Genomic DNA, 22,288 nt, shown 5'->3' on the forward strand with positions numbered 1-22,288 from the left:
GTCGGACTTTTCGTCTCACCATCCGAACCCGGTTTGGCCCCGGGTCCGGGCCGGGGTCCATACTGTCGCCATGCGCAAGCACCCGACCTTCGTCTTTACCTATGGCAACCGGCCCACCGGCTGCCATGGTCGTGCTGCTTGAGCAACTGACAAGCGACTTCCCAGGCGCCCCGGGCCGACAAGGCCCGGGGCGCTCTGTCGTTTCCGGGCCGGACCGCCCCGGGGCATCCGACACCCCAGGAGCCCCACCATGACGACGCAGACCGCCACCGCCGAGAAGACCGCCGAGAAGACTGCCGGAAAGACCACCGAGAAGACCGGCGCCCGCACCGACGAGGCGGCGGCGCTGATCGGCGACGCCCGTGAGCGCATCGACGCCCTCGACGACCGGATCATCGGTCTCATCCAGGAACGGATGGCCGTCTCGGCCGTCATCCAGGAGGCGCGGATCTCCTCCGGCGGCCGCCGGGTGAACCTGAACCGCGAGATGGAGGTCCTCGGCCACTACAGGGACGCCCTCGGCAAGCCGGGCACGGCGCTCGCGATGACGATGCTGGAGCTGTGCCGGGGACGCATCTGAGTGGGTGCCCGCACCCGAGTTCGGACCCGCTCTCACCCGTACGGCGCGTGACCGGCCCCGCTCCGGCTTCGTTGGTCCGGTTGTCCGTGCCAGCCAGGGGCGGGCCAGAAGGAAACCACGCGTGGCTTCGCTGGGGCGTGTGGCGCACCTCTCCGGTGCGCCGTGGGACCTCGCACCAGCGCTCGTGACCGGGCAGCAGGGGACAGCGGTCCGGTCACCCAGAAGGGGCGGTCGGTCCCGGGGACGCCCGGGGCCGACCGCAACCGGCTCCTCCGGCCGTGCTCCCGCGGCCCCATCCCGTACTCCCCGCCTCTCCGCGAAGACCCCGTCCCCCGTCCCCCCACACACCGCATCCCCTCCCCCAGCGGCGCGACCCCCCGGCGCCGCTCCGTTCGGCACCGTGGCTGCCCTGACACCGGTGTCGGCCCCGAGGGCCCCGTCGCGCGACCGGAATCGCGCCACGGGGCCCTCGCGCGTACGCCCGCCCCCACGACGTGACGCGCGTCACATCAAGATCTTGTGCAACCGCTACAACCAATCGCGGGGGTGGCGGGTCAACCATGCAGCAACACCAAAAGCCGGAAGGGCGCTGCATTCGGAGGGGGATGCAGCGCCCTTTCTGTCGTTCCGGCCCGGAGGCCGCCGTTCCGGCCCGGACGGGCGTCACTCCCGCTTCGACGACGCCTTCGATGACCCCTTCGACGACGCCTTCGCCGGGGCTTTCGCCGGGGCCTCGGGCGAGGAGTCGGCCATGGCCTCGGGCGAGACCTCGGACAGGTCCGGGGCCGGCATCCTCGGCATCCCCAGGAACGGCAGCCGCAGCGCGCCGAAGGCCTCGGCCGGGACCGCGGGGGCCTTCGGCTCGATCGCCGCGAGCCGTACGTACCGCTCGCCCTGCGCCGGGCGCGTGTCCTCCTCGCCCTTGTTCGGCCAGAAGGACATGGCCCGCTCCGCCTGGGCGGTGATCGTCAGGGACGGGTTCACGCCGAGGTTGGCGGAGACGGCCGCCCCGTCGACGACGGAGATCCCCGGGTGGCCGTAGAGCCGGTGGTACGGGTCGATGACGCCGGACGCGGCGTCCGCGCCGATCGGGCAGCCGCCCAGGAAGTGGGCGGTGAGCGGGGTGCCCATCAGCTCGCCGACGTTCGAGCCGGCGAAGCCGTTGATCTCCTCCGCGAGGAGGCTGGCGGCCCGGGTGGCCGCCGGGATCTGGACCGGGTTCGGCGCCCCGTGCCCCTGGCGGGCCGTGAGCAGGCCCTTTCCGATGCCGCCGGGCTTGCGGTAGGTCGTCAGGGAGTTGTCGAGGGACTGCATGACCAGGCCGATGATGGTCCGCTCCGACCACTTCCGGTTGGAGAGCGAGCGGGCGGCGAGCGCGGGGTGCCGGAGCATGTTGAGGACCCAGTTGCGCACCCGGTGGGCGCCGTAGGGCACCTGGAGGACGGTGAGGCTGCCCATCGAGTTGGAGCCCCGGCCGTACCGGACCGGCTCGATGTGGGTGTTCTCGTCCGGGTGGACCGAGGAGGTGATGGCGACGCCCCGGGTGAAGTCGGCCTTCCCCCCGCCGTGCTTCTTCCGGTAGCGGCGGTCGGTGGTCTGCGCGCCGACCAGGCCCTCGGAATTGGTGCGGGTCAGCTCGCCGAGCCGGTCGGAGATCCGGGGCAGCAGCCCGGTGTCCTTCATCCGGTGGAGCAGGGTCTGCGTGCCGTACGTGCCGGCCGCGATCACGACCCGACGGGCGGTGAACGTCCGCCCCCTGCCCTTCTTGCGGTTGTCGGTGGGCAGGGTCTTCACGGCGAAGCCGCCGCGCGAGTCCTCGGTGACGGTGACGACGGTCGTCATGGGGTGGACGGTCGCGCCCGCCTTCTCGGCGAGGTGGAGGTAGTTCTCGTTGAGGGTGTTCTTGGCGCCGTGGCGGCAGCCGGTCATGCACTCGCCGCACTCGGCACAGGCGCGCCGGGAGGGACCCGCGCCGCCGAAGTACGGGTCGGGGACCTCGCCGCCGGGCTTCGCCCTGGCCTTCCCGTCGGCGTCCTCGCCGTCCCCGAAGAAGACGCCGACCGGTGCCATGTGGAAGGTGTCGCCGATGCCCATCGCCTCGGCGGCCGACTTCAGGTGCACGTCGGAGGGGGTCATCGTCGGGTTGAGCCGGACGCCCAGCATCCGCTTGGCCTGGTCGTAGTACGGCCGCAGCTCGTCCTCCCAGTCCGTGATGTCCTTCCACTGCGGGTCGTCGAAGAACGCCTTGAGCGGTACGTAGAGGGTGTTCGCGTAGTTGAGGGAGCCGCCGCCCACGCCGGCGCCCGCGAGCACCATGACGTTGCCGAGCAGGTGGATGCGCTGGAGGCCGTAGAGGCCGAGGGCGGGGGCCCACAGGAAGTTCTTCAGGTCCCAGGAGTTCTTCGGCAGGGTCTCGCGGGTGAAGCGGCGCCCGGCCTCCAGGACGCCGACCCGGTAGCCCTTCTCGGTGAGGCGGAGGGCCGTGACCGAACCGCCGAAGCCGGAGCCGACGACGAGGACGTCGTAGTCGTACGCGCCGTCCTCCACCTGCTCCTGATTTTGGGTAGGGGGTACCGCGGTCATGGCTCTCCTCGTACGAAGTACGGAAAAAGGGGTGGAAGAGGGAAGGGACGGGCCCCCGCCACCGACGGGGGCCCGGGGCCTCAGCGCAGGCGCAGGGCCTTCATCGCCTTCAGGGACAGGCTCATGAACGCCGCGTACTTCTCGTCGTCCATCCCGAAGGAGGGCGCGAGCGGGATCAGCCGCTGCTGGGCGACGGTCTGGGCCTCGGTGTACTTGAGGATGCCCTCGGAGCCGTGGCGCCGGCCGAGCCCGGAGTCCTTCATGCCGCCCATCGGGGACTGCACGCTGCCGTACGCGGGCGCGTACCCCTCGTTGATGTTGACGGTGCCGGTGCGCAGCCGGGCCGCGACGGCGTGGCCGCGCCGCGAGTCCTTCGTCCAGACCGAGGAGTTGAGGCCGTACGGGGTGGCGTTGGCGAGCTCGACGACCTCGTCCTCGTCCGTGAAGCGGTAGATCGAGACGACCGGGCCGAAGGTCTCCTCGTGGCAGACGGCCATCGGGGCCTCGACGCCGTCGAGGATGGTCGGCTCGTAGAAGAGGGGGCCGACGTCGGGGCGGGCGACGCCGCCCGCGACCAGCTTGGCGCCCTTGGCGACGGCCTCCTCGACGTGCTGCTTGACGGTCTCCAGCTGCCGCTCGCCGACGAGGGAGCCCATGTCGGCCCCGTACGCGAGGGAGGTGCCGAGCCGCATCGCCTTCGTTCGGGCGGCGAACCGGGCGACGAAGTCGTCGGCGACGGACTCGTGCACGTACAGGCGCTCGATGGAGATGCAGAGCTGTCCGGCGGAGGAGAAGCAGGCGCGGACGGCGCCGGCGGCGGCCTTCTCGACGTCGGCGTCCGCGAGGACGAGCATGGCGTTCTTGCCGCCGAGTTCGAGGGAGACACCGACCAGGCGGGCGGCGGCGCCCTGCGCGACCTCGCGGCCGGTGCGGGTGGAGCCGGTGAAGGAGACGTAGTCGGCGTGCCGGACGACCTCGGGGCCGACGACCGGGCCCTCGCCGAGGACGACCTGGAAGACCTCGGCGGGCAGACCGGCCTCGATCAGCAGGTCACGGGCCCACAGGGCGGTGAGCGCGGTCTCGGTGTCGGGCTTCATGACGACGGCGTTGCCCGAGACGAAGGCGGGCAGCGCGTCGCCGACGGAGAGTTCGAGCGGGTAGTTCCAGGGGGCGATCTGGCCGACGACTCCGCGCGGCTGGCGCAGTTCGGTGACCTTGGTGAGGGTCGGCACGACGCCGGTGTGGTGGCGGGGGCGCAGGTACGAGGGGGCCTTGCGGCCGTAGTGGCGGGCGGCGACGGCGACCGCCAGGACCTCCTCGTGGGCGTGCAGGCGCGCCTTGCCCGTCTCCAGCTGGATGAGGTCGAGGACCTCGGCCTGCCGCTGGAGGACCAGGTCGTGGAAGCGCAGGAGCACGGCGGCGCGGGTCCGGACCGGGGTGGCGGCCCAGACCGGCTGGGCGGCGCGGGCGCGGGCGAAGGCCTCGGCGACGTCCTCGGGGGTGGACTCGGGCAGGTCCGCCAGCTTCTCCCCGGTGAAGGGGGTGTGGTTGGCGGTCCGGCCGGAGCCGACCACGCCGCGGACGAGCCGGGCGACCACCTCGGGCGTCACGACGTCGGCGGCGGTCCGGGCGCCGGCGGGCGCGGGCGCGACCGGGTTGGTGGCACCGGCGGGGGCGGCGGTTCCGGTCTGCGCGGTTCCAGTCGGCGCGGTCTCGGCCGGCGTGGTCTCGGTCTGCGCGGTCTCGGTCTGCGCTGCGGGGGCGGCGGCTCCGGTCGCGGCTGCGGGCGCGGGGGCGGTGCCCTCCGTCTCGGTGGCGGGGGCGTCGGGAGCCGAAGGGGCGGCGGGGGCCTGCGAGTCCGTCATGAGGGCGAGCGTAAGGCGCCCCACGCCCTTTGGGTACCCGTCGGTAACGCGTTTTCACCAGGGGCGCACACCACGCCAGCGATCACTGGCACATAAGCCCTGATCAGCGGCTTACGGCCACCGGAGGCCGCCCGCGCAGATTTTTCCGGCCTTTACCCGCCCGCCTGCTCGCCCGATTCCCGCCAGTGCCGGAGGACGATGTCGAACTGCTCCCGGGTGGTCTCCCAGCTCGACTCCGGCGAGGACATGTAGATGGCGTACTCGGTGCCGTCGTCGGAGTAGTACATCTGGTCGATCGCGCGCCGGGGTCCCGGGAAGTTCTTCTTCTCGGTCCAGGTGAACTCCCACAGGCAGGAGAGGGTCTGGTCCCGGTAGGTGGTCGGGAGGAGCTTGATCCGGGCGTAGTCCATCCGCTTCGTCAGGAGTCGCTCCAGGTCGAGCGCGTGCATGTACGGGTTCTCGAAGTCGGGGCTGCGGTCGATGCTGATCCGGATGCGGTGGTTGCCGTTGTCCGGGGTGTAGTCGATCTGGTCGCCCTCCGTCTGGCGCTTCCAGCCGTCCGGGACGAGGAGGCTGAAGCCCTCCGGGTCGTCGACGCGGTGCCAGCCCTCCGGGATTCCGTCCTTCCCCTCGTTCTCGGCGGAGGGGGGCGGGGCCGGGGCCGTGACCGTGCCCGTTCCCCCGGTGCCGCCGGCGACGCGGTCGCCGCCCGCGTAGTTCATGGCGGCAAAGACGGCGCCGCCCGCGACGAGTCCGGCGAGCAGGGCCGCCAGGACGACGGTGCGCCAGCGGCCCCGGCCGGACGGGGCGTGGGCGGAGCCCGGCACCAGGGTGGGCGGGGAGCCCTGGGGCGGCTGGGGCTTCCGGGGCTGCGGGAGCTCCCGGGGCGGCTGGGGCCACTGCGCGGTGGAGCCGCGTGGGGCGGGGCTCGCGGTCCCCGACGCGGACCGGCCCGCCTGGCCCGCCTGGCCCGCCTGATTCGCCCGGCCCGCCTGATCGGCCTGCCCCTCCTGGTCGGTACGGCCCGACCGGTCCGCCGTACCCGCCCCGCCACCCGGTGCGTTCCGGCCGCCCGTGCCCTCCGTGCCCTCCGTCGGCTCCATGTCCTCCCGGGCCACCCGCTGGGTCGGTACGTACGCCTGTGCCGCCGCCGGCGCGCGCCCCTCCATCGCCTCGATCAGCATCCGCTCGGCCTCGTCCGCGCGCGGCCGCTGCGCCGGGTCCTTGCGCAGCAGGGCCACGATGACGGAGGCCAGCGCCCCCGCCTTCTCCGGGTGCGGCGGCTCCTCGGTCACCACGGCCTGCATGGTGCTGATCGGGGAGGTGCGGCGGAACGGCGAGGTGCCCTCCACCGCCGTGTAGAGCGTGGCCCCGAGCGACCAGAGGTCGGAGGCGGGCCCGGGATCGCCGCCCTTCACCCGCTCGGGTGCCAGATAGTCGATGGAGCCGACGATTTCACCGGTCCGGGTGATCGTCGAGTCCCCCTCGATCGCCGCGATCCCGAAGTCGGTGATGAGGACGCGTCCGTCGCGCGCGAGCAGGATGTTGCCCGGCTTGACGTCCCGGTGCAGCACCCCGGCCGCGTGCGCGGCGCGCAGCGCGCCGAGGACGTGCAGCCCGATCCTGGCCGCCTCGCGGGGCTCGATGGTGCCCGCCTCCTTGGCGGCGTCGGCGAGCGAGGGCCCGTCGACGTACTGCATGACGATCCACGGGCGGGCGTCGTGTTCGAGGACGTCGTGGACGGTGACCACGCCCGGGTGCGTGATCCGCGCGGCCGCCCGCGCCTCCTTCTGCGTACGGGCGTGCAGCACGAGCCGGTCGGCCTCGGCCACGAACCGGCCCGCCGTCAGCTCCTTGACCGCCACCACGCGGTGCAGCACCTCGTCGTGCGCGCGCCAGACCTTGCCCATGCCGCCGCGTCCGATGGACTCGCCCAGCCGATAGCGACCGGCGAGCAGCAGCCCCGCCCCTGTGCCCTGTGAATGTTCCATTTGCCCCCGCCCGTTCCTTCTGACGCCAGGTTACGGAGGGGGGCACGGACCGCGAAACCTCGGGGCGGTCATAGGAACAGCACTGTGACCGGGGGCCGGTGGACCGGCACGGGCTCAGCGGCCCGGCCGGAACGCCTTCGTGGCCTCGTCGTAGATCTCGGAGACCTTGTCCCGCTCGGTGTACGGGCCGATGACCTGGACGACGTGGTAGCGGCCGCCGTCGATCAGGGCGAGGTTGCGGACGAACACCTCGCGTCCCGTGCCGTCCAGCCACCAGTAACTTCCCGTGGCCGTCGCCGTGCTGCCGATGTCGACCCGGAGCGTGCGCTCCGCGCCCGACCAGCTGGACGCACGCCACGGCTCCAGCTCGCGCTCCCTGTCGTTCTGGTACGCCAGCGGGTCGGAGCCGTTGTCCCGCACGCTGTCCCGGCCGGGGACCACGATCATCGTGAAGCCGCCGCCGGTGTACCGCACTTGCCCGGAGCCGTTGACCGGGCTGCGCCGCCAGCCGTTCGGCACCCCGATCCGGAACCCCTCCGGGTCCTGGCGCAGGGCATATCCGGCGGCGAGCGCGGGGCCCGACGGGGTCGCCGGGGGCTTGGTCGTGGCCGGCCGGGTGGCCTTCGGCGAACCGCTCGCGGAAGGGCCGCCGGTGGAAGGCCCGCCCGTGGCGGGGCCGCTCGCGGTCGGGGCCGGGGTGCCGCCGGCCGTGGGCGTGCCCGACCCGGCGGGCTCCTCCCCCTCGCGGGGCATGAAGAGGACGGCGTACCCGACGGCCCCCACGAGCAGGAGGAGGACCAGGGTCAGGAGCAGGCAGCCCAGGGCGCGCGGAGAGCCCGCGGTCCCGGAGGAGGTGCGCGGGGCGCGCGGGGACCGGGGCGCGCGCGGGGCGCGCTGCGGGAGTTGCTCGTGGTACCCGCCGTCGGACTCGTCCCGGAAATCGTCCCGTACGCGCGCGTGCTCGCGGACCGGCTCGCGGACGGACGCGCGGAGGGGCTCGTGCCGGGTCTCGGCGCGCGGGTCCTTGCCGCGCTTGTGACGGCGGCGGCCCGCGCCCTCCCCCTTGCGCCGCCGACGCACCAGCTCGCCGCGCCGGCGCACGATCGGCAGCCGCGTCTCGTCGAAGGACGGCAGCGGTACGACGCCGACCCCGGCGTCCGGCTCGGGCGCCGAGCGGACGAGGGAGCGCAGCCAGCCGCGCAGCTCCTCGAAGTCGGGCCGCTCGGTCGGGTCCTGACGGAGCAGCGACTCCACGACTGGGCGCAGGGGTCCGCTCTCCTCGGCGAAGGCGGGCGGTTCGGCGCAGACCAGCTGGACGAGTTCGGCCGCGCTGTCCTCCGGGTAGGGGGCGTGGCCCTGGACGGCGCGGTAGAGGAGCGCGCCGAGCGCCCACAGGTCGGTGGCGGGACCGATGGGTGCCGCGAGGCGCCAGTTCTCGTGGACGGGGCCGGCCTGTTCGGGCGCCCAGCGCTCGGTGACGGCGCCGACGACCGCGATCCGGGTCTGCCGGGCCCGCTCCGCCGCGAGGCGCGTGGTCGGGCCCCGGTACGGCTCGGCCGGGACCGTCGCCGGCTCCTCCCGCCGGGGCTCCGGGACGCCCGCGGGGACCGGGAGGCGCTCGGGGTCCGGGCCCGCCGCCCGGTATCCGGCGGGCAGCGCCGGGCGCCCCGAACCGGGCAGCACCGAACCGCCCCCCGCGGGTACCGGCCCGGAGCCGTCCCGCGCGGCGTGCGGGCCGTCGCTCCAGCTGCCGGTCAGCATCGCGCGCGGCGGCGGGCCGTTCCGGGGTCCGCCGCCGTACGGCTCGTCGCCGTCGTCCTCGTCGTCCTCGTCGTCGTCCGCCACCCGCGCCCACCACTGCGGCTCGGGCGATCCCTCCGCCTGGGCCGTCGGCGGGGGCGGTCCCGGCGACTCCGGGGGCACGGGGCGCCGGTCGGGCAGCGCCCCCGTCTCGCCGAGCCGGGCGGCGGCCCGCGCACCGGCCCGGTAGGCGGCGATGGCCCCGGCCCGCGCGGCCCGCACGTCGGCGGTCGGCGGCGTGACCGGGGGCCGTGCCTCGGCGGGGGCCGGCGTCGACTTCCCGTAGGGGTCGGCACCGTAGGCATCGGGGACGGGCCGGGCCCCCGGAGCGGAACCGCCGCCGGAGCCCTCGTCCGACGGCCCGTCCCCCGCTCCGGCGTCGAGCCCGGCCCGCTCGGAGGCTGCCGGGACCTCGGGGGTCTCCGGAGCCTCGGACGCGTACGGATCGGACTCCCGGTCTTCGGGGCGGTAGGGGCCGGGACGGTGGATCTCGGGACGGTGGGTCTCGGGACGGTGGGTCTCGGGGTGGTACGCCTCGGGGTTGTGGGTCTCGGGGCTGTGGATCTCGGGGTGGTACGTCTCCGAGCCGTACTCCCGGGTCTCGTACGCTCCGGGTCCGTACTCCCCGGTCCCGTACGGGACGACCCCGTACTCCTCGGCGGGCGCGAGCCCTTCGGCCTCGTACCGCTCGGGCGCGTACGCCTCCGGCCGGTACGCGTCCGGCTCGTGCGTCCCGGGTTCGTACGCCTCCGGCTCGTACGTCTCCGCCTCGTACACCCCGGGCTCGTACGTCTCCTGCTCGGGGGAGTCGGGGTCGTACCCCTCGGGCCCGTACGGCTCAGATCCGTATGTCTCGGGCCCGTACGGCTCCGACGCGTACGGCTCCCCGGCGGCCTGCTCCGGCACCGGCGCCGGATACGCGAACTCGTCGGGAAGGTCCTGTTCCGGTACCGGCGCGTAGCCGCAGAGGGCCTCCTCGGCGGCGCCGACCGCGAGGCCGGAGAGGACCACCCGGCCGTCGTCGCAGACGAGGACGGTCCGGGAGGTGATGTTCCGGTGCACCCAGCCGTGGGCGTGGAGCGCGCGCAGGGCGGTGAGGACGTCGGCGCCGATCTCGGCCGCCCGGTACGGGTTGAGCGGCCGCTCGGCGAGGAGGGCGGCCAGCGGCCGGGCCGCCACCACGCGTTCGCTGACTATCCACAGCGAACCGGCCTCCGCGAAGACGTCGAAGACCTGGTCCAGTAAGGGGTGGTCGGGGATCTGCGCGGCGGCCTGGGCCGCCTCGATCGCCCGGCGCACGACGGGTTCGGCGGGGCGGCGGACGGCCCGGCCCGCGCCGCCGTGGAGACCGGCGGGCCCGCCGGGTCCGGCGGCGTCGACCACCTCGGCGTCGACGAACTCCGGCAGCGGGACCTGACGGACCAGGACCTCCTGGCCGCTGTAGGTGTCGAAGGCCCGCGTCTCCGTCAGGTCGTGCCCGTCCCCGGACCCGTCCTCCGGCGGCAGCGGCAGGCGGTAGCGGTCCGCGAGCACCCTTCCCGCGTAGTCGTCCACGACGCCTCCCCACGCCCGCGCTGTCCCCCGTGGACCCGCGGGTACCCCGGATCGTGCGGGATCACGCGAGTCCGTCGGGTCCGGTCGGTCCGGTCGGTCCGGTCCGGGGCCGTGCGGTCAACGGCTCTGTTCGATTGCGTACGACCCCCGGATCCCCACGATACGGGGCACCGGTCAGTCCTTGGGGCTGAACGTGGCGAACGCCGTCTCCCGCAGCGTCCGGCACTCCTCGCCGTTCCACTCGTCCGCCGCGCAGCTGACCATGATGGAGTAGCCGCGCCGGGAGTCCACCTTGAAGCCGCGGTTGAGCACGTGGACGCGGACGCCCTTCTGGGTGCGCTCGAACTCCCAGTCGGCGACGGTCGGGTAGCCCTTGTAGGAGACGGGCCGTATGCCGAGGTGCTTGTAGTCCTTGCTAGTGGCGGCCACGCCGATCTTCGCCAGCTCCCAGGCGCTCGCGGCGTTGTCCTTCGGGCTGTTGTTGTAGTCGACCTGGACGCGCGGGAAGCCGCCGTTCGCGCTGAAGATCCCGCCGAGGGAGTACCCCGGGATGGTGCTCAGCCTGAAGTCCGAGGGCATCGCCATGGAGAAGTGGAACCGGTCGCTGGTGACGAGGGCGTATCCGGCGGGCAGTCGGCCGCCGGTGCCGCCGCCGGGCTTGCCGGACGGCGTGGCGCCGGTCCCGCCGTCGGTCGTCCCGGTCGAACCCGTCGCGCCGTCCGTGCCCGTCGAGCCGTCGGCGCCGTCGCCGCCGGGCTGCGCGCCGCCCTGCTGGCCGGGGTCGGCCGGGGTCTCGCCCTTGCCGCCGGACCCGCCCGAACCGCCGGTTCCCTCGCCGCCCGCGGAGGCACCGGCCGAGGCCGTGGTGCCCTCCTTGCCCTTGCCCTGGTTGCCCTCGTCGCCCCCGCCACCGAGGGAGACCGCCAGGATCGTCCCGAGCAGGGCGACGACCACGACGGCGGCGATGATGACCAGGGTGCGGCGCGGCACGACGTCGGTCAGCGACGCGCGGGACGACGCCTGCCTGCCGCCGCCCTGGACCGGGGCGGTCCTCGGCTTCGGCGCAGTCCTCGGCCTCGGCTCGGCCTTCGCGGAGGCCGCGGCGTTGCGCACGGACTTCAGGGCACCCCGCACCCGGTCGGCGGCCGCGTCGGGGGCCGCGCCCCGGTCGGCCGCCGGGGCGGCCGGTGCCCGCTCGGGGTGCGGCGGCAGCGGTACGACCCTGGTGACCTCGGGGGAGGGCGCGGGCGGCACCTCGGGGGCGTCGAGCACGGCCCGCAGCAGGACCCGGGCGCCGGCGTCGTCGAGCCGCTGCGCCGGGTCCTTGGCGAGGAGGCCGTAGATGACCTTCTCCAGGTCGGGACCCGCGTTCTTCGGCGGGTCGACGGGCTCGGTCATCACCGCCGTGAGGGTGGCGATGGCGGAGCCCTTGTCGTACGGCGGACTGCCCTCGACCGCCGCGTAGATGAGGCCGCCCAGCGACCACATGTCGGCGGCGGGGCCGGGCTTGTGGCCGCGGGCGCGCTCCGGCGAGATGTACGAGGGGGCGCCGACGAGCATTCCGGTGGAGGTGATCGAGGGGTCGCCCTCCACCTGGGCGATGCCGAAGTCGGTGAGGACGACCCGGCCGTCCTCGGCGATCAGCACGTTGGACGGCTTCACGTCGCGGTGCAGGATGCCCTCGCGGTGCGCCGAACGCAGCACGTCGAGGATGGCGAGGCCGACCTCGGCGGCGCGCCGGGGCGTGAGGGTGCCGTCCTCGCGCACGGCGTCCGCGAGGGACTTGCCCTCGATGAGCTCCATGACGATCCACGGGCGGTCGTCCTCGTCGACGACGTCGTACACGGTGACGGCGCCGTTGTTGCGGATCCGGGCGATGGCCTTCGCCTCGCGCAGGGTCCGGGTGATGAGGCGTCGCTTCTCTTCCTCGTCGATGCTGGTGGGGAAGCGGAGCTCCTTGACGGCGACGGTACGGCCGAGGGTCTCGTCGACGGCGCGCCACACGGTGCCCATGCCGCCGCGTCCGAGGACCGCGCCGAGCCGGTAGCGGCCCGCGAGCAGCCGTCCCTCACCGGCGGGCGCCTTGCGGAACCTGTCGCCGCCGCGCGCCGTGCCGGTCGTGGCCGGTCCCCGGCCGCTGCCGCCGTCGCCGTCCCCGGCGCCGAACCCGGCCCGGCCGGTCGACGGCTCGGTCCCCCGCAGCCGCCCGGCGGCACCGGCGGCGGCGTCGGCCGCGCCGGAACCCGTCACGCCGTCAGTCCGCGGATCCCCGGCGCCCTTCACGACCGAGACGCCCGAACCGGACTTCCCGCCCGCACCACCCGAAACGGACCCGGAGCCGGCAGCGGCCCCGTCCCTCGAACCGGACCCGGAGCCCGAAGTGCCCCCGGAGCCCGCAGCGGTCCCGGCCTCCGGAACGGCGCTCGTGCCCGAAGCGGGCCCCGCCTCCGCAACCGCCCCCGTGCCCGAACCGGACCCGGCCTCCGCAACCGACCCGGCGCCCGAGCCGGAAGCGGCCCCGCCCTCCGGCGAAGGCTCCGCGTCCGAGACCGCCCCGACCGGACCGACCGCCCCGGCGGGCTCATTGGGCCCGCCGGGCCCGGCGGCCGCGTCGCCCCGCTCCGGTTCCGCGTCGCCCTGCGGGGTCTGCGCGCCCCGCCCGACCTGCGCGTCCTTCTCGTCCCGCTCCGGCTCGCGCGCGGCCGGGACCGTTCCTCGGTCGCTGTCGGTCGCGGCCCCCGCGGCGGCGTCCCGCCCGGGGTCCTTCGCCGTGTCCCGCGACTGCTCCGCCTCCGACATGCGTCCCCTCTGCGATCCCTGGTCTTCGCCGCGTCTGCCGCTTCCCGCGTGATGCGTTAACCCGCCCTGGAAGAGAGCCCATTGTCCCTCACCTCGGGACCGGCGGCGCCCCCGGGTCCGTACTCCGGGATGACGACGCCGCCGGGCGCCTCCGAGGTTCCCGCCGGTATGCGGACGACCCGGACGTCCGCCGGACCGGACGTCCCGTCAGTTGTCCACGGCCGTACGGAGACCGGCGGCCGGAGCGGTCAGATGGGCACGATGTCCGGCGCCCCCAGCCGCGCGGCGTCCGCCGTCAGGTCGTCGGGCTGGCGCTGCGACTCGCGCTCGGCCTCCACCCGCTTCTCGTAGTGCTCGACCTCCTTGTCGATCTGGCGGGCGTCCCAGCCGAGGACCGGGGCCATCAGCTCCGCGCACTCGCGGGCGCTGCGCGTGCCCCGGTCGAAGGTCTCGATGGAGATCCGGGTCCGCCGGGTGAGGACGTCGTCGAGGTGGCGGGCGCCCTCGTGGGAGGCGGCGTAGACGATCTCGGCGCGCAGGTAGTCGTCGGCCGCCGGGAGGGGTTCGCCGAGTCCCGGGTCCTCGGCGATCAGGTCGAGGATCTGCTGCGTCAGGGAGCCGTACCGGTTGAGGAGGTGCTCGACCCGCACGACGTGCAGCCCGTGCCGGGCGGCGATCCCGGCCCGCGCGTTCCACAGGGCCCGGTAGCCCTCGGCGCCGAGGAGCGGGGTGTCCTCGGTGACGCAGGGGGCGACGCGCTGGTCGAGGCCGTGGACCGCCTCGTCGACGGCGTCCTTCGCCATCACCCGGTACGTCGTGTACTTGCCGCCGGCCACCACGACCAGGCCGGGGACCGGGTGGGCGACGGTGTGCTCGCGCGAGAGCTTGCTGGTGGCGTCCGACTCGCCGGCGAGCAGGGGGCGCAGGCCGGCGTAGACGCCCTCGACGTCGTCGCGGGTGAGTGGGGTGGCGAGCACGGTGTTCACGTGCTCCAGGAGGTAGTCGATGTCGGCGCTGGAGGCGGCCGGGTGCGCCTTGTCGAGGTCCCAGTCGGTGTCGGTGGTGCCGACGATCCAGTGGCGTCCCCAGGGGATCACGAAGAGGACGGACTTCTCAGTGCGCAGGATCAGGCCGGTGGTGGAGTGGATGCGGTCCTTGGGCACGACGAGGTGGATGCCCTTGGAGGCGCGGACGTGGAACTGGCCGCGCTCCCCGATGAGGGCCTGGGTGTCGTCGGTCCACACCCCGGTGGCGTTGACGACCTGCTTGGCCCGGATCTCGTACTCCGCTCCGGCCTCGACGTCCTGGACGCGCGCGCCGACGACCCGCTCGCCCTCGCGCAGGAAGCCGACGACCCGGGCCCGGCTCGCGGCGAGCGCGCCGTAGGAGGCGGCCGTACGGACGAGGGTGGTGACGAAGCGGGCGTCGTCCATCTGGGCGTCGTAGTACTGGAGGGCGCCGACGAGGGCGTCCTTCTTGAGGCAGGGGGCGACGCGCAGGGCGCCCTGCCGGGAGAGGTGCCGGTGGACGGGGAGGCCCCGGCCGTGCCCGGAGGAGAGCGACATCGCGTCGTACAGGGCGACGCCCGAGCCCGCGTAGAACCGCTCCCAGCCCTTGTGCTGGAGGGGGTACAGGAAGGGGACCGGCTTCACCAGGTGGGGGGCGAGCCGCTCCAGGAGGAGTCCGCGCTCCTTGAGCGCCTCCCGCACCAGGGCGAAGTCCAGCATCTCCAGGTAGCGCAGGCCGCCGTGGATGAGCTTGCTGGAGCGGCTGGAGGTGCCCGAGGCCCAGTCGCGGGCCTCGACGATGCCGGTGGAGAGTCCTCTCGTGACGGCGTCGAGGGCCGTGCCCGCGCCGACCACTCCGGCGCCGACGACCAGCACGTCCAGCTCGCGCTCGGCCATGGCGGCGAGCGCCTCGGTGCGCTCGGCCGGTCCCAGTGTCGCTGTCCTCACGTCTGCCGCCTCCCGTCGTCCCCGGTCCTTCCCGCGCACGGGCCGTCCCGTCCGCGACCTTCCCGCGCACGGGGCCTCCCGTCCGCGACCTTCCCGCGCACGGGACCTCCCGTCCGCGTCCTTCCGCGCACGGGCCTTCCCGCACACGGCTTCCCGCGCCCGGCTCCCGTACACGACCTTTCCCGCGAGCGGGTGCGGGCCGCTTCCGCGGGGCGGGTGCGGTCCTTCCCGGCGGCGGGCACGAACCCCGGTCACCGGCGGGTGCGCGCCCTTCCCGCGAGCGAGCCGGGACCGTGTGGTCCGGCTCACAGATCGATTCTGTCCCGCCGCGGCGACTTCAGCCACCGCCTCGCACCCGACCTGTGGACAACTCTCTGTGGACAACACTCGGCGACCCGAGCCCCGCAATGCGACATGTCGGTCATATTTACGCCTAGTCTGACATTGCGTGCGACCCGTTCCGCCCACCGGGCTTGCGCGTCGCGCCCCCTCCGGCTACTGGGAAGGACGGCCCACCCCCCATGCCCGCTGATCTCGCCGTCATCGGCCTCGGCCACCACGGACTCCCCCTCGCACAGGCCGCCACCGCCGCGGGCATCGACACCGTCGGCTACGACACCGACCCGCGGCCCGCCGCCGAACTCGCCGCCGGCCGCTCCCCGGCCGACGGCCCGCTCACCGTCCCGGAGGTCCGCCGGATGCTCGCGGGGGGCTTCCGCCCGACCCACGACCCCGCCGAACTCGGCCGGGTCCGCACCGCCGTCCTCTGCCCCCCGGCCCCCCTCGGCCCCGACCGGGCCCTCGACCTCACCGCCGTCACCGACGCCGCCCGCGCGCTCGCCGCCCGGCTGCGCCCCCACACCACCGTCGTCCTGGAGTCCCCCGTCCCGCCGGGCACCACCGAGGGCCTGCTCCGCGACGTCCTCGAAACGGGCTCCGGACTGCGCGCGGGCCGCGACTTCCACCTCGCGTACTCGCCCGGCCGGCTCGACCCCGGCAGCCGCACCCACGGCTACGCCGGCACCCCCAAGGTCATCGGCGGCCTCACCCCCGCCTGCACCGAGTCCGCCGCCGCCTTCTACGGACGCCTCACCGACAAGGTGGTACGCGCGCGTGGACCCCGCGAGGCGGAGACGGTCAAGCTCCTGGAGACCAACTTCCGGCACGTCAACATCGCCCTCGTCAACGAGATGGCGGTCCTCTGCCACGAACTGGGCGTCGACCTGTGGGACGTCATCCGCTGCGCCGAGACCAAGCCCTTCGGCTTCCAGGCCTTCCGCCCCGGCCCCGGCGTCGGCGGCCACGGCGCCCCCGTCGACACCGTCGGCGCCCACCGCCCGCTCCGCCTCGTCGAACTCGCGGGCCAGGTCAACGAACGGATGCCCGCGTACGTGGTGCGGCGCGCCGCCGCCCTCCTCAACGACCACGGGAAGTCGGCGCGCGGAGCCAGGATCCTGCTGCTCGGCATCACGTACAAGCCCGACCTGCCCGACCGGCAGGGCTCCCCCGCCGACGAGATCGCCCGCCGCCTGATGGACCTGGGCGCGGCCGTCAGCTACCACGACCCGTACGTGCCCGACTGGCGCGTCCGCGAACTGCCCGTCCCCCGCGCGGACTCCCTCTACGAGGCCGCCGCCCACGCCGACCTGACGGTCCTCCTCCAGCACCACCGCACCTACGACCTCCAGGGCCTGTCGGTGAAGGCCCAGCTCCTCCTCGACACGCGCGGCGCGACCCCGGCGGGCGCGGCCCACCGCCTCTGACCGGACGTACGGAAGGGGCCCCGCACCACCCGGTGCGGGGCCCCTCGCGCGCGTACGGAAGGTCAGCGCTTGTGCTGCGCGTCCGCGACCGTGACCTCGACCCGCTGGAACTCCTTGAGCTCGCTGTAGCCCGTGGTGGCCATCGCGCGGCGCAGGGCGCCGAAGAAGTTCATCGAGCCGTCCGGGATGTGCGACGGGCCCGCGAGGATCTCCTCGGTGGTGCCGACGATGCCCAGGTCGACCAGCTTGCCGCGCGGCACGTCCTCGTGGACGGCCTCCATGCCCCAGTGGTGGCCCTTGCCGGGTGCGTCCGTGGCACGGGCCAGCGGGGAGCCGATCATCACGGCGTCGGCGCCGCAGGCGATCGCCTTCGGCAGGTCGCCGGACCAGCCCACGCCGCCGTCGGCGATGACGTGCACGTACCGGCCGCCGGACTCGTCCATGTAGTCGCGGCGCGCGGCGGCCACGTCCGCGACGGCGGTCGCCATCGGGACTTGGATGCCCAGGACGTTGCGCGTGGTGTGCGCGGCGCCGCCGCCGAAGCCGACCAGGACGCCCGCCGCGCCGGTGCGCATTAGGTGCAGGGCCGCGGTGTACGTGGCGCAGCCGCCGACGATGACCGGGACGTCCAGCTCGTAGATGAACTGCTTCAGGTTCAGCGGCTCGGCCGCGCCCGAGACGTGCTCGGCGGAGACCGTGGTGCCGCGGATGACGAAGAGGTCCACCCCGGCGTCGACGACGGCCTTGGAGAACTGCGCGGTGCGCTGCGGGGAGAGCGCGGCGGCGGTGACGACGCCGGAGTCGCGCACCTCCTTGATGCGCTTGCCGATCAGCTCCTCCTGGATGGGGGCGGAGTAGATCTCCTGGAGGCGGCGGGTCGCGGTGGCCTCGTCCAGCTCCGCGATCTCGTCCAGGAGCGGCTGCGGGTCCTCGTAGCGGGTCCACAGGCCTTCGAGGTTCAGGACGCCCAGGCCGCCCAGCTCGCCGATGCGGATGGCGGTCTGCGGCGAGACGACCGAGTCCATCGGAGCGGCCAGGAACGGCAGCTCGAACCGGTAGGCGTCGATCTGCCAGGCGATCGAGACCTCCTTCGGGTCCCGGGTGCGCCGGCTGGGCACGACGGCGATGTCGTCGAACGCGTACGCCCTGCGGCCGCGCTTGCCGCGCCCGATCTCGATCTCAGTCACGATGTGTGGCCTTTCCCTCTACGTCTGCGCCTACCAGTATCCCCGACACGCGCGCGTGGGGCGGCTCCGGCCACATGCCGGAACCGCCCCACGCGTCGCGCTCCGTTACTTCCTGCTGTAGTTCGGCGCCTCGACCGTCATCTGGATGTCGTGCGGGTGGCTCTCCTTGAGGCCGGCCGCGGTGATGCGGACGAAGCGGCCGTTCGCCTGGAGCTCCGGCACCGTGCGCCCGCCGACGTAGAACATCGACTGGCGCAGGCCGCCCACCAACTGGTGGACGACGGCCGAGAGCGGGCCGCGGTAGGGCACCTGGCCCTCGATGCCCTCGGGCACCAGCTTCTCGTCGGAGGCGACGCCCTCCTGGAAGTAGCGGTCCTTGGAGAAGGAGCGCTGCTCGCCACGGGACTGCATGGCGCCGAGCGAGCCCATGCCGCGGTACGACTTGAACTGCTTGCCGTTGATGAAGAGCAGCTCGCCCGGGGACTCCTCGCAGCCCGCGAGCAGCGAGCCGAGCATCACCGTGTCGGCGCCGGCGACGAGCGCCTTGGCGATGTCGCCGGAGTACTGGAGGCCGCCGTCGCCGATGACCGGGACGCCGGCCGCCTTGGCGGCGAGCGAGGCCTCGTAGATCGCGGTGACCTGCGGGACGCCGATGCCGGCGACGACGCGGGTGGTGCAGATGGAGCCCGGACCGACGCCGACCTTGATGCCGTCGACACCGGCGTCGATCAGCGCCTGGGCGCCGTCGCGGGTGGCGATGTTGCCGCCGATGACGTCGACGGAGGCGTTCGACTTGATCTTGGCGACCATGTCCCCGACCAGCCGGGAGTGGCCGTGGGCGGTGTCGACGACGATGAAGTCGACGCCCGCCTCGACCAGGGCCTGGGCGCGCTCGTACGCGTCGCCGGCGACGCCGACGGCCGCGCCGACGAGCAGGCGGCCCTCCTTGTCCTTGGCGGCGTTCGGGTACTTCTCGGCTTTGACGAAGTCCTTGACCGTGATGAGGCCCTTGAGGACGCCCGCGTCGTCGACCAGCGGCAGCTTCTCGATCTTGTGGCGGCGCAGCAGCTCCATGGCGTCGACGCCGGAGATGCCGACCTTGCCGGTGACGAGCGGCATCGGGGTCATGACCTCGCGCACCTGGCGGCTGCGGTCCGTCTCGAAGGCCATGTCGCGGTTGGTGACGATGCCGAGGAGCTTGCCGTCGGGGGTGGTGACGGGGACGCCGCTGATGCGGAACTTGGCACAGATCGCGTCGGCCTCGCCGAGCGTCGCGTCCGGGTGGACCGTGATCGGGTCGGAGACCATGCCGGACTCGGACCGCTTCACCAGGTCGACCTGGTTGGCCTGGTCGGCGATGGAGAGGTTGCGGTGCAGGACACCGACGCCGCCCTGCCGCGCCATGGCGATCGCCATGCGGGACTCGGTGACCTTGTCCATCGCGGCGGAGAGGAGCGGGATGTTCACCCGCACGTTCTTCGAGACGTGCGAGGCGGTATCGATCTGGTCGGGCGCCATGTCGGACGCGCCCGGCAGCAGCAGCACGTCGTCGTAGGTCAGCCCGAGTGTCGCGAATTTGTCGGGCACTCCGTCGACGTTGGCAGTCATGACACCTTCCCAAATGGCCTTGATCGGTGCGGGATGTCCATGCTAACGGGCCGGAGCGGTGTCTCATTCCACGAGCAAGATCAGCGGGCAGCTTTGGACGTTCCCACGTGGACGAAAGGGACGACGGGAGCCGTCGGGACTTACCGTCCGACCGGAACCGCCGGAAGGAGGCGCCGGAAGCGGATGCCGGAGAGGTGTTACTGCTCCGCCAGCGCGCGCAGCCGGCTGAGGGCGCGGTGCTGGGCGACCCGGACGGCGCCGGGGGACATGCCGAGCATCTGCCCGGTCTCCTCGGCGGTGAGCCCGACGGCGACCCGGAGCACGAGCAGCTCGCGCTGGTTCTCCGGGAGGTTGGCGAGCAGCTTCTTGGCCCACTCGGCGTCGTCGCTGAGCAGCGCCCGCTCCTCGGGGCCGAGGGAGTCGTCGGGCCGCTCCGGCATCTCGTCGGAGGGCACGGCCGTGGACCCGGGGTGCCGCATGGCGGCCCGCTGGAGGTCGGCGACCTTGTGTCCGGCGATGGCGAAGACGAAGGCCTCGAAGGGCCTGCCCGTGTCCTTGTAGCGCGGCAGCGCCATCAGGACGGCGACGCAGACCTCCTGGGCCAGGTCCTCGACGAAGTGCCGGGCGTCGCCGGGCAGCCGGTTGAGGCGGGTGCGGCAGTACCGCAGGGCGAGCGGGTGCACGCGCGCGAGGAGGTCGTGCGTGGCCTGCGCGTCGCCGTCGACCGCGCGGTGGACGAGCGCGCCGATCTCCCCCTGCCCGGCGGGCATGGGGGACCCTGCGGTCTCGTCGTCGCGCATCGCTCCATGGTGCCCCGACGCTTCCGCGTTCGTGGCACCGCGTCCGTAGTTGTGCACCGAAGCGTTATGAGCAGGTGCGCCGGAACTCATCTCCCGCGCCCTCCCCTCCCGCTCGATCGACTCGTCCCCGAGGAACTCCACATCTCAAGGATGCGTCATCCGGCGGGGAAGTGACACAAGCCCACCCCGTCCGCTCCGCGAAGGACGCGGACGGGGACGGGGGTGCGGCAGGTGACCTGCGACGTCAGCGGACCAGGCCCCAGCGGAAGCCGAGCGCAACGGCGTGGGCGCGGTCCGAGGCGCCCAGCTTCTTGAAGAGGCGCCGGGCGTGGGTCTTGACCGTGTCCTCGGAGAGGAAGAGCTCGCGCCCGATCTCCGCGTTGGACCGGCCGTGGCTCATGCCTTCGAGGACCTGGATCTCGCGCGCGGTGAGGGTGGGCGCGGCGCCCATCTCGGCCGAGCGGAGGCGGCGCGGGGCGAGCCGCCAGGTCGGGTCGGCGAGCGCCTGGGTGACCGTGGCCCGCAGCTCGGCGCGCGAGGCGTCCTTGTGCAGATAGCCACGGGCACCCGCGGCGACCGCGAGCGCGACGCCGTCGAGGTCCTCGGCGACCGTGAGCATGATGATGCGGGCGCCGGGATCCGCGGAGAGCAGCCGGCGGACGGTTTCCACACCGCCCAGGCCGGGCATCCGCACGTCCATCAGAATCAGGTCCGAGCGGTCCGCGCCCCAGCGGCGGAGGACTTCCTCGCCGTTGGCCGCGGTGGTCACGCGCTCGACGCCGGGCACGGTCGCGACCGCGCGGCGGAGCGCCTCTCGGGCAAGCGGGGAGTCGTCGCAGACGAGGACGGATGTCATGCCTGACCTCCGCGGCTCTCGCAGCTGTTGCGCGTCACCTTGAGCCTCCAGGGCTGTACGTATCGTCACCTGTGCGGTTGACGCTCTCGGACACCTGCCCGATCGCTTGTTCCTCCAACCGCCTCCGCACTCTCAACGACGGTCACCCGAAAGAGTTACGGGTCGGACGGCAGGCTTCGGCACTCTACGTGAGGGACCGTGCGCGGAGAAGAGCGACGCGGCCCTTCCGTCCCGAGATCAAAAGGTATGCCCCATTTAGCGGGATTTCTTCCCTTTTCGCGGTGTCTGTGCCTAGATTCGCAATGAGTCATATTTACATCTACTTAGACAGTAGGTGTAACAACCCGAGCTGTCGGGGACCGGAGGAGCCCCGGCCATCAGCCATCCACCCGCCGACCTATCCGTTCGACACGGTTTCAAGGGGACAAGCGCAATGGCAGATTTCTCCCGCCTTCCCGGACCCAACGCCGATCTGTGGGACTGGCAACTGCTCGCGGCCTGCCGCGGGGTCGACAGCTCCTTGTTCTTCCACCCCGAGGGAGAGCGCGGCGCGGCACGGAGTGCGCGTGAGAACTCGGCGAAAGAGGTCTGCATGAGGTGCCCGGTGCGCGCGGAGTGCGCGGCCCACGCACTCGCCGTGCGGGAGCCCTACGGCGTCTGGGGCGGCCTCACCGAGGACGAACGCGAAGAGCTCATGGGACGCGCCCGCAACCGTCTGATCACGACGGCCCCCACGCCGCCGACGGCCGCGTCGGCGCCCATGTGAGGGAACGTGCGGAGGAGCGTGTGAAGGAACGTTTCTTCGACTGAGGACGGCCCCGAGCGGTCCCGAGGCCCGAGGCCCGACGAACACCATGGGCACCACGAGTACCCCGAGCACCACAAGCACTCCCAGCACCACGAGTACCCCGAGCACCACAAGCACTCCCAGCACCCCGAGCACCACA

Annotated in this window: 13 protein-coding genes; 3 read left to right on the forward strand and 10 right to left on the reverse strand. The window is 73.5% G+C overall.

Features of this window, described 5'->3' with window-relative positions; all coding sequences use genetic code 11:
- The first annotated feature begins 250 nt into the window (after positions 1–250).
- On the forward strand, positions 251–580 hold the full coding sequence (locus ACIQD7_RS18330) for a chorismate mutase (RefSeq protein WP_402442730.1): 330 nt from the start codon (positions 251–253) through the stop codon (positions 578–580).
- Positions 581–1,243: 663 nt separating this feature from the next.
- Here the strand turns inward: ACIQD7_RS18330 and ACIQD7_RS18335 are convergent.
- The 6 genes from ACIQD7_RS18335 to ACIQD7_RS18360 all read right to left on the reverse strand — a co-directional run bounded on the left by ACIQD7_RS18335 (position 1,244) and on the right by ACIQD7_RS18360 (position 15,127).
- Positions 1,244–3,163, reverse strand: coding sequence for a GMC oxidoreductase (locus ACIQD7_RS18335; protein WP_402442732.1), 1,920 nt, complete (start codon positions 3,161–3,163; stop codon positions 1,244–1,246).
- A gap of 80 nt (positions 3,164–3,243) precedes the next feature.
- Positions 3,244–5,028 carry a succinic semialdehyde dehydrogenase gene (locus ACIQD7_RS18340; protein WP_402442734.1) on the reverse strand — a complete coding sequence of 595 codons (1,785 nt, stop codon included), beginning with the start codon at positions 5,026–5,028 and terminating at the stop codon, positions 3,244–3,246.
- Positions 5,029–5,180: 152 nt separating this feature from the next.
- The gene (locus ACIQD7_RS18345; RefSeq protein WP_402442736.1) at positions 5,181–7,019 is read right to left on the reverse strand and encodes a protein kinase; all 1,839 of its coding nucleotides are present in this window, start codon (positions 7,017–7,019) and stop codon (positions 5,181–5,183) included.
- Positions 7,020–7,133: 114 nt separating this feature from the next.
- Positions 7,134–10,373, reverse strand: a complete 3,240-nt coding sequence (locus tag ACIQD7_RS18350; protein WP_402442738.1) for a serine/threonine protein kinase — start codon at positions 10,371–10,373, stop codon at positions 7,134–7,136.
- Between the two features lie 174 nt (positions 10,374–10,547).
- On the reverse strand, positions 10,548–12,623 hold the full coding sequence (locus ACIQD7_RS18355; RefSeq protein WP_402442739.1) for a protein kinase: 2,076 nt from the start codon (positions 12,621–12,623) through the stop codon (positions 10,548–10,550).
- 797 nt (positions 12,624–13,420) lie between these two features.
- On the reverse strand, positions 13,421–15,127 hold the full coding sequence (locus tag ACIQD7_RS18360; RefSeq protein WP_402442741.1) for a glycerol-3-phosphate dehydrogenase/oxidase: 1,707 nt from the start codon (positions 15,125–15,127) through the stop codon (positions 13,421–13,423).
- Between the two features lie 521 nt (positions 15,128–15,648).
- Here ACIQD7_RS18360 and ACIQD7_RS18365 point away from each other — a divergent pair.
- Positions 15,649–16,890: a nucleotide sugar dehydrogenase gene (locus ACIQD7_RS18365; RefSeq protein ID WP_121831472.1), complete on the forward strand. Its 1,242-nt coding sequence runs from the start codon at positions 15,649–15,651 to the stop codon at positions 16,888–16,890.
- 62 nt (positions 16,891–16,952) lie between these two features.
- On the opposite strand, the gene ACIQD7_RS18370 is transcribed toward ACIQD7_RS18365, so the two are convergent.
- The 4 genes from ACIQD7_RS18370 to ACIQD7_RS18385 all read right to left on the reverse strand — a co-directional run bounded on the left by ACIQD7_RS18370 (position 16,953) and on the right by ACIQD7_RS18385 (position 21,341).
- The gene (locus ACIQD7_RS18370) at positions 16,953–18,077 is read right to left on the reverse strand and encodes a GuaB3 family IMP dehydrogenase-related protein (RefSeq protein WP_402442742.1); all 1,125 of its coding nucleotides are present in this window, start codon (positions 18,075–18,077) and stop codon (positions 16,953–16,955) included.
- 105 nt (positions 18,078–18,182) lie between these two features.
- The gene (gene guaB / locus ACIQD7_RS18375; RefSeq protein ID WP_402442744.1) at positions 18,183–19,685 is read right to left on the reverse strand and encodes an IMP dehydrogenase; all 1,503 of its coding nucleotides are present in this window, start codon (positions 19,683–19,685) and stop codon (positions 18,183–18,185) included.
- Positions 19,686–19,882: 197 nt separating this feature from the next.
- Positions 19,883–20,485 carry a sigma-70 family RNA polymerase sigma factor gene (locus ACIQD7_RS18380; protein ID WP_030209129.1) on the reverse strand — a complete coding sequence of 201 codons (603 nt, stop codon included), beginning with the start codon at positions 20,483–20,485 and terminating at the stop codon, positions 19,883–19,885.
- Between the two features lie 244 nt (positions 20,486–20,729).
- Positions 20,730–21,341, reverse strand: coding sequence for a response regulator transcription factor (locus ACIQD7_RS18385; protein ID WP_003948568.1), 612 nt, complete (start codon positions 21,339–21,341; stop codon positions 20,730–20,732).
- 433 nt (positions 21,342–21,774) lie between these two features.
- Here ACIQD7_RS18385 and ACIQD7_RS18390 point away from each other — a divergent pair, with 433 nt between their 5' ends.
- Entirely contained in the window at positions 21,775–22,107 is a 333-nt protein-coding gene (locus tag ACIQD7_RS18390; protein ID WP_402442747.1) for a WhiB family transcriptional regulator, read from the forward strand.
- The last annotated feature ends 181 nt before the right edge of the window (positions 22,108–22,288 follow it).

The sequence above is a fragment of the Streptomyces sp. NPDC093071 genome (assembly GCF_044754545.1).
Classification (GTDB): domain Bacteria; phylum Actinomycetota; class Actinomycetes; order Streptomycetales; family Streptomycetaceae; genus Streptomyces.